Raw genomic sequence first — 10,063 nt, 5'->3', positions numbered from 1 at the left:
CGCTGAAACCATCAACGGTCGTCGGCTGGAACACCGCTATGACCCTCTGAGCGGCAGACCAGTCGCCTGGCAACTGGACGACGTTGCCGTGCAGTTCACCCACGGCGTGATGGGCCGGATGACCCACTGGCAGATTAATGACCACCTCCCCCTCCAGTTCAGCCACGATGCGCTGGGCCGGGTAATAAAACCTGGCTGTTCCACTACGATGAACACGGCAGCCTGCGGGAGATGACCGATCCGCAGGGGCGACATTGCCACTGGCATTACGGTAATCACGGAGAAGTATTACGACAGGCACTGCCGGATGGTGAGACCTGGCATTCCGGAAAGACAAGATTATTACCCTTAAAGCGTGGAAGCGCCTTTAACAGCGCCACCGCAGCGTCAGATAACGGAACGCTATGCTCTTTAGTGGCCTTCATTCTTTCCGCCGGGATAACCCATGTTTTAGCCTTCAAATCAAGTTCATCCCATTCAGCGCCACGAATTTCCCCTGAACGGGCTACAGTCAGAATAGAGAACTCCAGAGCGCGGGCTGAAATCCCCGTTCTTGTACGAAGTTCTGTCATAAACATACCCATCTCGCCATATGGCAGTGCAGCATGATGTTTTTTATTCTGTACCTTGCCTGGCATTGGCGAATATACACCTACTGAACCTTATTCAGACATAAATATGGCAGCCCCCTCACCGCCATATTTTAAGAAGAGCTCGTACGCAAGTACGGGCTTTTTTTCGCATATTACACGCCTGCGGAGGGATGAGAAGCCCCGACCGGGTTCAGCTACTGTATACAGCCAGGATTAAACGCAGCACGGTAAAGAAACGGCCCCTCTCACCACTGGCAAGAGGGGCCGTTCGTTATGACCGGCTGTCGATTATGCGCCTACAGGCACTTCATGCGCGGTGTTTTGCAGCACCGGTCCGGTATATTTCTCGATCTGCAACTGTGACATCTGCCCGCAGTTCCCCTGCGCCAGGCTGGAGGAACCGACGTCAAAGGTCAGACAGTTGACGTTACCGTTCTTACACAGCGAACCAGGCTGTGACGGATCGGCCGGGTCAAACCACGCCCCTTCGCTGATCCGCACCACCCCTTCACGGACGTTATCAGTGATCACCGCCCCTACCAGGATCTGCCCGCGATCGTTAAAGGCACGGACCAGATCGCCCGCACTAATACCGCGAGCGGCCGCATCCTTCGGATGGATCCAGATAGCCTCACGGTCGGCTACCGCATACTTCTTACGCAGCGGCGTGTTGTCGAGCTGAGAGTGTAGACGGTTAATCGGGTGACCGGTATTCAGCGACAGTGGGTATTTCGCTGCTTCCGGCCCGCGATACCACTCGTGAGGCGGCATCCAGGTCGGGATCGCTTTACAGTCCTCGTAGCCCATTTTGGCAATGGCATCAGAATAGATTTCGATTTTGCCGGACGGGGTACCCAGTGGATTAAGCAGCGGGTTCTCGCGGAAATCAGCAAAGCGTACCCACTGTTTATTCTCTTCCGGAATCGGGAAGCGGATATAGTTGTTGGACGCCCAGAACATATCAAACGGCGGCAGCGCCACGCGTGCGTTACGCGCCTGGGCTTTCATGTCGTCATACATGCCTTTTAACCATAACATCTCATCTTTACCTTCGGTAAAGGCGTCGTGTACGCCGAGGATCTCGGCAATACCGGCAAAGACGTCAAAGTCATTTTTCGCTTCATGCTGTGGCGGCACACACTGGCGTAGCGGGAAGACGTAGAGCTGCGAGTAGTCGCCGCCCATGTCCAGGTCATTACGTTCATAGGTCGTGGTAACCGGCAGCACGATATCGGCATGTTTGGCCGTTGCCGTCCAGTAAGGTTCGTTGACGACCACGGTCTCCGGGTTCTGCCAGGCTTTGACCAGGTTATTGGTATCCTGATGCTGGTGGAAGGTATTCCCCCCCGCCACGTAGACCATTTTAATATCCGGGTAGGTCACTTTCGTGCCGTTATAATCAATGGTCTTGCCAGGGTTCGCCAGCGCATCGGCAATGCGCGCCACCGGGAACGGTGTAATATCTTTTGCCGCCGGAGAGGTTGGGCTACCCGCCGAGATCCCGGCGAGAATGCCGCCGCGCGCGGTCGGGCTACCGCCAGAAGAGTAGTGATAGCTAAAGCCGAAGCCGCCGCCAGGCAGGCCAATCTGCCCCAGCATCGACGCCAGCGTCACCATCATCCAGTGCGCCTGTTCACCGTGGTGCTGGCGCTGAATGCCCCAACCGCCCATGATCATAGTGCGATGTTTTGCCATATCGCGCGCCAGCTGTTTGATCACCTCGGCATCAACACCGCTGATGTCCGCCGCCCAATTGGCGTCTTTCACAATACCGTCGTCCTGACCGGTCAGGTAGGCTTCAAACTTATCGAAGCCGACGGTATAGGTTTTCAGGAAGTCAGCGTTATGTAGTTTTTCCACCAACAGCGTATGGGCAATCCCCGCCATCAGCGCACAGTCGGTATAGCTGTGCGGGCCAATCCACTCGGCACCCAGCATACGGGCGCTGTCGCTGTGCACCGGATCGATACAGATCATCCGGGTGCCTTTTTTCTTCAGCGCTTCAAAACCAGTCTGGCTGACGTGATCCGGCAGGTTCCAGCTGTTTTTAAGCGTGATCATAGGGTTACAGCCAATCATCACCACCAGCTCGGTGTTTTCAATGACGTTCGGCCATGCGGTCTGCTGCTCATAAACCTCAACAGAGCCCACTACATGCGGCATTATTACCTGTGCGGCACCGGTCGAGTAGTCGCCGGAGTAGCCGACAAAACCGCCTGCCAGGTTCATCATGCGCTGCAGTAGCGTTCTTGGGTTGTGGAACATCCCCACGCTTTTCCAGCCATAAGAGCCCGCATAGATAGAGGACGGTCCGTGCTCTTTCTGCAGACGGCTGATTTCACCGGCCACCAGATGCAGCGCCTTATCCCAGCTCACGCGCACCCACTCATCGCGGCCACGCAGCTCAGGTTTACAGTCTTTCGCGCCGCCTTCCAGCCAGCTTTTACGCACCATCGGGTACTTAATGCGGTTTTCGGCATACACCTGATAAGGTGCCATGGTAATCAGTTCGTTCGGATACGGATCGTCTTTCACCGGGCGAACGTCAACCATTTTGCCATCGCGGACGATCGCTTCAAACGCGCCCCAGTGGGCACCGGTCAGAATGCCGCTTTCCGCCTGGCGCAGCGCGACAAACTGCGGCAGCGCCTGGCTTATCGCTTCGGCCAGCGCCGAGCGTGGCCACATTCCCGCCAGCAGCGGTGCCGCCATTAAAGCTCCGGCACCGGCCAGAAAACGGCGACGAGTCAGATTCATACCTGCTTCCTGGCTCTGCTCCGCCATGTCATGGTCATTATTCTTTTTCATCATGGCTCCTTATTTTTTGTCCTGATCGGCTGCTGCGGGCATGTCGCTCGCGTGTTTTTGTACGTACTGGGTCAGAAGACGAACCTGTTCCTGCGTCAGCGACGTACGACCGGACATGCCTTTAACCACCCCAATCCACTGGTTGGCATTAAAGCGATTCAACTCGGTAAGACCGTGGCAACCGGTACAGTTGTTAGCCATGAGATCGGAAGCGTAGCTCCAGATTTTTTGTTGATCGCCAATCAGACTTTTCGCCGGCAGCCAGACCTGCAGATCGACTTCATGCCAGACCTGTTTCGTCTCTTCATCGGTTACCGTACTGTTCACTTTCAGCGCTTTACGCGCTTCCTCGCCCAGCAGGGCGCTCATGATGCGTTTACCACGCGCGGCGTAGAATGCCTCGGTGACGCCATCCTGCTGCCAGCCTTTGACATCAGCCAGGACCATATCACCGTCACGTTTCACTACCTGCACTTCGGTGGAAGCCATCAGGTTACCGTCGTTATGATCGGCGGTTTTCTCACTGAGCCAGAACGGTTGGGTTTGAATGGTGTACAGCGTGGTCGCCGTTGCCGGCGTTTTCGCTGCCGCATTCGCCAGTTCGCTCGCCCCTGCTGCCGCCAGGCCACTCATGTTCGGCAGAATGTGCGCGACGCCTTTATGACAATCGATACAGGTTTGGCCCTCTTTGATCGCCACCGGGTGCTGCTTACGGGCTTCAGGGGTTTGCGCCAGAATATCCATCGCTTTGTAGTCGTGGCAGGAACGACAGGTTGCCGAGTCGTTCTTCTTCAACCCATCCCACACGCTCTGGGCCATCGCGAGCTTATGCGCCTCGTATTTTTCTGGGGTATCGATTTTACCGGTCATTTCACCCCAAACATCTTTCAGGGCGCCAATTTTGGTCAGCATGTAATCGATCGGCTGGTGGGGAACGTGGCAATCGGCACACTCGGCGCGAATACCTTTATCGTTCTGGAAATGCACACTGCCCTGATATTCCGCCAGAGGTTGTTGCATGGTATGACACGACACGCAGAATTCGGTATCGCTGGTTTTATGCATGATAGTTGCCGTACCCGCCAGCAGCACGACACCAATAATGATCCCAACCAGCAGGGCGATAAATATAATTTTTCGCCTACCCGAACGTTCCAGTGAAAGTTTTCTCATCTTATTATTTAACCCTTTTCCTAAAATAAAGACGCAATAGTCCTTGCCACATGACAATCGCTATATAAAAATATTTATAGCGATTACCGTCATCTTCTAATCCAACAATGCTTATGGAAGTTTGATTCTGCGGGCTAATCATCAGAGGTTGATTAGCCGATAATTTCAGCGCGGTATCACATTGCAAATCGAGCAAACCTTCGTGCAAATGTTGATATATTTTGATTATTTCAGTGTAGCGATTTGTTCTTTTTTCGCGCGGTCGATACTACGAATAATGATCTCTCGTTGGCTATCGTCCGGCGGTAACAGTTTCAGCATCAGTTGCCATGCCGCTATCGCTTTATCATATTGTTGATGCTCAAAGGCGTTAAACGCCACAAGGCTGAGCACCCGTACATCGTTATGGTTATTTTTGAGCAACGTATCAAGCAACTGCTGGGCTTCACGGCTATCATTCGGATCCGTAGAGTGCAGCAATGCTTCGGTGTAGCCCAGCTGCGCATCCGCATTTCCCGGCGCCAACTGTCGCGCTTTATCAAACGCCTGTAACGCAGCCCCGGGGTTATTCAGCACCAGTTGTAGCCTGCCGAGCATCGTCCAGCTTAGCTGGTCTGCCGGATATTGTTGCAGACGGGTACGTAGCCCCAGCGCCAGGCGAAACAGCTCTTCTTCCGACAGCGGTTTCCCCTGGGGATCCATCACGCGCTGCATCAGTTGCGGCGTTTGTTGCACGACCTGCTGCCACTCAATTACACGGGGGACGTAACTCGTTCGGACGAATACCCCTACGCATAAAGAGGTTAGTATAATAACCCCGAGAATATACACCCAATAGCTACTATTTTTGTTATCCGTTTTTGGCGACTCAGGCAAATCTTCCAATAAATTCAAGCGTAAATCGTCAACCAACTGCTGTTGCTGAGCCGCATTTACCGGAGAAATGTCTTCATCAAGCTCCTGAAGACGCGCACGAAAAATCATATGATTCATCGTGTTACGATCAACGCGCTGTCTGCCTGACCAGGGAATGAACAGCAATGCCGCCGTCCCCAGCAGTAAAATTATCATGATGAGAAAAGCGACGATCATTTCAGGGTCCTTTTGTTTTCATCGAGAAGCGCTTGCAAACGCGCCTGCTCATGCGGACTGAGTTCCGTTTCCTGCGCGGCCCGCGGGCGACGGCTTAAACGGAAAATGACCAGCGCGCCGCCCAGAACAAAACAGGCGGGGAGCAGCCAGAGGATCAGCGTAGCCAACGTTACCGGCGGTTCATAGGTGACGAAGTTACCGTAGCGCGCCACCATATAATCGGTAATTTGCTGATTGCTTTGCCCCTCCTCCATCAGTTGCCAGACTTTTTTACGCATATCGGCGGCAATCATCGAATTGGAGTCGGCAATACTGTTGTTTTGGCATTTCGGGCAGCGCAGTTGCGCGGTCAGTTGGCGGAACTGCTGCTCCTGAGCCTCATTTTTAAACGGATAAGTGTCAATCGCCGCCAGCGCCTGAAACGATAGCAACGCTGTCAGCAACGTCATTAGCAAAAACCTCACGCGCTGCCCTCCCGACTGTATTTATTCCACAACGGCAGAATTTCCTGCTGCCATACCTGTTCGTTCAGATCGCCCGCATGGCGGTAGCGAATAATGCCTTTGCCATCGATAAGGAAGGTTTCCGGCGCACCGTAGACACCGAGATCCAATCCCAGCATACCGTCACCATCAAACACTCCCTGCGCGTACGGATTACCCAGCTCGTGCAGCCAGTCCAACGCCTTCTGGCGATCGTCTTTATAGTTAATGCCCACGATGCGAATGCCCTGCGCCGCAAGGGAACGCAGGTATTGGTGCTCCGCGCGGCAGGTTGGGCACCAGGTCGCCCAGACGTTAAGCAGCACCGGCTTCCCGTTGATAATACTGGACGCGTCCAGCATCACATCAGGCTTCTCCAGCGATGCCAGATGAAACGCGGGGAGCGGTTTGCCAACCAGCGCCGACTCCAGCGCCGTTGGGTCATCGCCGTCACTATTGCGCAGCAGTTGCCACATCAGCGCCGCCACCAGAACCAGAAAGATAACCAGCGGCAGATAAAGGACTTTGCGGTTCATTGTGCGTTCTCCGGCAGCGATTTACGCAAGCGGTAGCGCGGGTCCAGAATGCATAATACGCCGCCAAGCGCCATTAACATTCCGCCAAACCAGATCCAGCGAACAAACGGTTTGTAGTACAGGCGCACCGCCCAACTGCCATCATCCAGTTCTTCACCCAGCGCGGCATACAGATCGCGCACCAGCCCGCCGTCGATGGCGGCCTCGGTCATCTCCATCCGGCTGCTGCTGTAGACGCGTTTTTCTGCCCGCAGGGTGCTGATGTGTTGTCCGTCCTGCGAGACGTCAATCACCGCTTCGCCGCCAAAATAGTTCGGGCCGGTAATGTCCTGAACGTCGCGGAAGACAAAGTGATATTGATGAATATCGGCGCTATCACCCGGCTTCATACGCACATCGCGCTCAATGCTATAGTTCTGGCTAAAGGCGATGCCAATCACCGTCACCACCAGCCCGACATGCCCAGCCACCATCCCCCAGTGGCTGCGCCCCAGGCGAGTTAGCCCGCGCCAGAAGGTATGGCGATCGGTCGCGCGTTCCACTACCTCCATCACTGTCAGAACCAACGCCCACAGCGACATCAGCAGACCAAGCACGGTCATCGCCTTAATACGGTCCTGCATCAGCCACGGCAGCACCACTGCCAGCACAATCGACACCAGCGCCGCAACCAGCAGCCGCTTACGCAGCTTATGCAATTCATCGCGCCGCCAGCGTACCAGCGGCCCAATCCCCAGCAACAGCGAGAAGGGAATCATCAGCACGATAAACAGCGAATTAAAGAATGGTTCACCGATTGAGATACTACCCAGCCCCAATAATTTATGAATCAGCGGCAGTAGTGTGCCCAACAGCACCACCAACATCGCGGCGATCAGCAGGACGTTATTCCCCAACAGCATCGACTCGCGCGACCACAGCTCATGCCGTACCCGAGAGCGCACCTTCCCGCCTTTAATGGCAAACAACAGCAGCGAACCGCCGATGGTGATCACCAGCAGCGCCAAAATAAACAGGCCGCGCGTCGGATCAGAGGCGAATGAGTGCACAGAAATGAGTACCCCGGAACGCACCAGGAAGGTGCCAAGCAGGCAGAGCGAGAAGGCGAGGATTGCCAGCAGCACGGTCCAGGATTTGAAGCTACCCCGCTTCTCCGTTACAGACAGTGAGTGAATCAGTGCCGTTCCGGCCAGCCACGGCATCAGCGAGGCATTTTCGACTGGATCCCAGAACCACCAACCGCCCCAGCCCAGCTCGTAGTATGCCCAGGCAGAACCCAACACGATGCCCACCGTCAGGAAGCTCCACGCCGCCAGTGTCCACGGACGCGACCAGCGCGCCCAGGCGCTGTCCAGACGCCCGGTCATGAGAGAAGCGATGGCAAAAGCAAAGGCGACGGAAAAGCCCACGTAACCCATGTACAACATCGGTGGATGAAAAATCAGTCCAATATCCTGCAGCATCGGATTCAAGTCGCGGCCCTCGATCGGAAAGTCCGGCAGCGTGCGTACAAACGGGTTCGAGGTCAGCAGGATGAACACCAGAAAGCAAAAGGAGATCATCCCCATCACCGCCAGCACGCGGGATGATGCTTCCAGGGGAATGTTGCGGCTCAGCGCCGCCACTGCAAAGGTCCAGCCGCTCATCAGGAGCACCCACAGCAGCAGTGACCCTTCGTGCGCCCCCCAGGTAGCCGCCACGCGATACCATACCGGCAGCAGCGTATTCGAGTTGCTGGCGACATACTGAACGGTGAAATCATTCACCACAAAAGCATAAACCAGTATCAGGAATGACCCGAGGATCGCCGCAAACATGGCGAATGACAGCGGTTTCGCCAGCGCCATCATCCGCGTATCCTGACGCATCGCCCCCCAGGTCGGATACAGCCCGAGCAGGCAGGAAATACCCAGCGCCAGACACAGCAGAAAATGCCCAATTTCAGGGATCATTGCGCGGCTCCTTGTTGATTCCCGGCAGGGTGATGATTTTCGTCCATCGCCTCTTTAATCTCCGGAGGGGTATAGTTTTCATCGTGTTTCGCCAACACCTCTTTGGCACGGATATGGGTACCGTCTTGCAGCGTTCCCTGTGCCACCACACCCTGCCCTTCTCTGAACAGCGCTGGCAGGATCCCCGTATAGCTCACCTCTACCACGCCGCGCGCATCGTAGAGCTTAAAGGTCACGTCCAGCGTTTTATCGTCACGCTTCACGCTGCCGGGCATCACCATGCCGCCAATGCGCAGGCGCTGTCCCGGCTCCGGCTTCTGGCCATTTTCCCGCTTGCCGTAAATGATTTCCCCCGGCGTATAGAAGAGATCGATATTGGCGCTGAGCGCATACATCACCAGTCCGACCGTCAGCGCCAGTCCTCCCAACACGCTACAGGCAAGCCAGAGTCGTACCTTACGCCGCGGATTCACAACGCCTCTCCTTTTTTACGCGCCGCCTGCATCCGGCGCTCGCGCGCCATCTGACGCTGAACGTCAGCCAGCAGCGCCCTGCGCTGCCAGCATGCATGCCAGACCACAACCAGCAGCGAGAACGCCGTCACGGCCACTGCCAGCCAGACATAAAAGGCGTAGCCGCCCATCTGCCAGAAATCACTCCAGGAGTGGAAAGCGCTCGTCATGAATTAACCTCGTTTTTGCGCCCGGAAACCAGCTGCGCCACCCATGGGCGGCGACGTTCCTGCAGCAGAATCAAATTACGCATACGCATTAATGTCAGAGTAATAAAAAGGAATAAGAAGCCGAAAATCGTTAAACGCAACGGCATACGCATAGATGGGTCGATGGTTTTCTGCATATTGGTCGACCCCTGATGCAGGGTGTTCCACCATTCAACGGAAAAATGAATAATCGGCAAATTGACCACCCCGACCAGAACGAGGATCCCGGCGGCGCGCCCGGCCAGGCGGCGGTCATCAAAGGCGTGATACAAGCCAATCACGCCGACATATAAGAACAGCAGCACCAGCTCGGAGGTCAGACGCGCATCCCACACCCACCAGGTGCCCCACATTGGTTTGCCCCAGGCAGAACCAGTGACCAGCGCGATGAAGGTATAGACAGCGCCGGGAAGCGCCATCGCCATCACCGCATTGTCCGCCATTTTCATTTGCCAAATCAGGCCCACAAAGGCAGTCACCGCCATCGAGCCATAAATCCCCATCGACCAGATAGCCGCGGGCACATGCAGATACATGATGCGATAGCTTTCGCCCTGCTGATAATCCGCTGGGGCGTAGACAAAGCCCCAGATACAGCCCACCACCAGAAACAGCGCGCTCAGGATAGCCATTGCCGGAATAAACCGCCCGCAGACCTTATACAACCGCTCTGGAATGGCGAGTTGGTGTAACGCTTTCCACATTT

The 10,063-nt window shown here is 55.5% G+C and carries 10 protein-coding genes and 1 pseudogene; 1 reads left to right on the top strand and 10 read right to left on the bottom strand.

The genetic code is table 11. From position 1 onward, the window contains the following. Positions 1 to 235, top strand: a 235-nt coding sequence (locus FDW96_RS25115; protein ID WP_170974732.1) for a hypothetical protein, incomplete at its 5' end; no start/stop codon positions are given. Between the two features lie 91 nt (positions 236 to 326). Here the strand turns inward: FDW96_RS25115 and FDW96_RS22085 are convergent. The 10 genes and pseudogenes from FDW96_RS22085 to FDW96_RS22040 form a co-directional block, all read right to left on the bottom strand. Beyond that, positions 327 to 641: pseudogene (locus FDW96_RS22085) on the bottom strand (tyrosine-type recombinase/integrase); the annotation flags it as partial. 240 nt (positions 642 to 881) lie between these two features. Next, complete coding sequence (gene torA / locus FDW96_RS22080) at positions 882 to 3,401, bottom strand: trimethylamine-N-oxide reductase TorA (protein WP_137366320.1); 2,520 nt, start codon at positions 3,399 to 3,401, stop codon at positions 882 to 884. 9 nt (positions 3,402 to 3,410) lie between these two features. Then, positions 3,411 to 4,574 (bottom strand): NapC/NirT family cytochrome c, encoded by a 1,164-nt coding sequence (locus tag FDW96_RS22075; RefSeq protein ID WP_137361053.1) that lies wholly within the window; start codon positions 4,572 to 4,574, stop codon positions 3,411 to 3,413. 225 nt (positions 4,575 to 4,799) lie between these two features. Further along, positions 4,800 to 5,666, bottom strand: coding sequence for a c-type cytochrome biogenesis protein CcmI (gene ccmI / locus FDW96_RS22070; RefSeq protein WP_042309383.1), 867 nt, complete (start codon positions 5,664 to 5,666; stop codon positions 4,800 to 4,802). After that, entirely contained in the window at positions 5,663 to 6,115 is a 453-nt protein-coding gene (locus FDW96_RS22065; protein WP_042309384.1) for a cytochrome c-type biogenesis protein, read from the bottom strand. Before FDW96_RS22065 ends, ccmI begins: the two co-directional genes overlap by 4 nt. 11 nt (positions 6,116 to 6,126) lie before the next feature. Next, complete coding sequence (locus tag FDW96_RS22060) at positions 6,127 to 6,684, bottom strand: DsbE family thiol:disulfide interchange protein (protein ID WP_042309387.1); 558 nt, start codon at positions 6,682 to 6,684, stop codon at positions 6,127 to 6,129. Further along, positions 6,681 to 8,636, bottom strand: coding sequence for a heme lyase CcmF/NrfE family subunit (locus FDW96_RS22055; RefSeq protein ID WP_079224732.1), 1,956 nt, complete (start codon positions 8,634 to 8,636; stop codon positions 6,681 to 6,683). The genes FDW96_RS22060 and FDW96_RS22055 overlap by 4 nt, the downstream gene beginning before the upstream one ends. After that, complete coding sequence (gene ccmE / locus FDW96_RS22050) at positions 8,633 to 9,109, bottom strand: cytochrome c maturation protein CcmE (protein ID WP_042309391.1); 477 nt, start codon at positions 9,107 to 9,109, stop codon at positions 8,633 to 8,635. The genes FDW96_RS22055 and ccmE overlap by 4 nt, the downstream gene beginning before the upstream one ends. After that, complete coding sequence (ccmD, locus tag FDW96_RS22045; protein WP_061381817.1) at positions 9,106 to 9,318, bottom strand: heme exporter protein CcmD; 213 nt, start codon at positions 9,316 to 9,318, stop codon at positions 9,106 to 9,108. The genes ccmE and ccmD overlap by 4 nt, the downstream gene beginning before the upstream one ends. After that, entirely contained in the window at positions 9,315 to 10,061 is a 747-nt protein-coding gene (locus tag FDW96_RS22040) for a heme ABC transporter permease (protein WP_042309394.1), read from the bottom strand. Before FDW96_RS22040 ends, ccmD begins: the two co-directional genes overlap by 4 nt. Positions 10,062 to 10,063: the final 2 nt, after the last annotated feature.

It is taken from the genome of Citrobacter sp. TBCS-15, assembly GCF_005280815.1.
In the GTDB taxonomy this organism is placed as follows: domain Bacteria; phylum Pseudomonadota; class Gammaproteobacteria; order Enterobacterales; family Enterobacteriaceae; genus Citrobacter; species Citrobacter werkmanii.
The sequence above is the reverse complement of the archived record's forward strand: the minus strand, read 5'-3'. Positions and strand labels throughout refer to the sequence as shown.

Bases quoted from the DNA above. Each gene is read 5' to 3' on its own strand.
- torA (WP_137366320.1), bottom strand. From the start codon at position 3,401: ATGAAAAAGAATAATGACCATGACATGGCGGAGCAGAGCCAGGAAGCA.
- FDW96_RS22075 (WP_137361053.1), bottom strand. From the start codon at position 4,574: ATGAGAAAACTTTCACTGGAACGTTCGGGTAGGCGAAAAATTATATTT.
- ccmI (WP_042309383.1), bottom strand. From the start codon at position 5,666: ATGATCGTCGCTTTTCTCATCATGATAATTTTACTGCTGGGGACGGCG.
- FDW96_RS22065 (WP_042309384.1), bottom strand. From the start codon at position 6,115: ATGACGTTGCTGACAGCGTTGCTATCGTTTCAGGCGCTGGCGGCGATT.
- FDW96_RS22060 (WP_042309387.1), bottom strand. From the start codon at position 6,684: ATGAACCGCAAAGTCCTTTATCTGCCGCTGGTTATCTTTCTGGTTCTG.
- FDW96_RS22055 (WP_079224732.1), bottom strand. From the start codon at position 8,636: ATGATCCCTGAAATTGGGCATTTTCTGCTGTGTCTGGCGCTGGGTATT.
- ccmD (WP_061381817.1), bottom strand. From the start codon at position 9,318: ATGACGAGCGCTTTCCACTCCTGGAGTGATTTCTGGCAGATGGGCGGC.
- FDW96_RS22040 (WP_042309394.1), bottom strand. From the start codon at position 10,061: ATGTGGAAAGCGTTACACCAACTCGCCATTCCAGAGCGGTTGTATAAG.